Annotated in this window: 1 protein-coding gene; it reads left to right on the top strand. The window is 52.3% G+C overall.

Annotated elements, in window-relative coordinates; genetic code table 11:
* Positions 1-322 precede the first annotated feature (322 nt).
* On the top strand, positions 323-789 hold a 467-nt coding region (locus CINSTRO3249_RS16125), incomplete at its 3' end, for an Rpn family recombination-promoting nuclease/putative transposase (protein ID WP_125933237.1).

The following is a 789-nucleotide window of genomic DNA, read 5'->3' as shown; positions in this document are numbered from 1 at the left end:
ACTTGCACATCCTGCGAAAACGTATCCGTTCATCTTGCGGGAAATCCACGATTTCAGCATTTTGCGCAGCGTTTTATTGCAATGAATACTTTTCCGTTCATGTTCTGATGAGAGAGAGCAATGTCGTTGGTGCAGCGCATAGAATCGTTGAAGTACGTGGGGTTTGTTGGATTGGCTGATAGTTATGAATGGCGGAGGGATGTGAGAAAAGCCGCTGTCATGTGGGAAAGGGCAGCAGAAGCAGGCCGTAACATCAATTACGGTTATTGGGCTGAAAGACGGGCAAGAGCCTGTCGCCTTAGAATCAGAGAGCCGGAAAACGATGACGCAATCCCTGTCGCACCATGACCACGTATTCAAAAAGTTCCTCGGCGATATCGCTGTAGCTCGGGACTTTCTGGAAATCCATCTGCCGCCGCACCTGCGCAAACGCTGCAATTTCGGCACATTGGCAATGGCCTCCGGCTCGTTTATCGAGGACGATCTCAAGGGACAATGCTCCGATATGCTGTATTCGATGAAGACCACGACGGGCCATGATGGCTACGTCTACTGCCTGATAGAGCATCAGAGCCGACCGGAAAAGCTGATGGCGTTTCGGTTGCTACGGTATGCCGTCGCCGCGATGCAGCGGCATCTGGAACAAGGCAACGATCAGTTGCCGGTGGTCATTCCGCTGCTGTTCTATCACGGCACCACGTCGCCGTATCCGTACAGCACAAAGTGGCTGGATTGCTTTGCCGAACCTGAATTGGCGTCCACGGTTTATCATCAGGCGTTTCCGCTGGT

Origin of the sequence: Candidatus Sodalis sp. SoCistrobi (assembly GCF_900143145.1) — a bacterium.
Taxonomy (GTDB): Bacteria; Pseudomonadota; Gammaproteobacteria; order Enterobacterales; family Enterobacteriaceae; genus SoCistrobi.
This window is presented reverse-complemented; position numbering and strand designations above follow the sequence as displayed.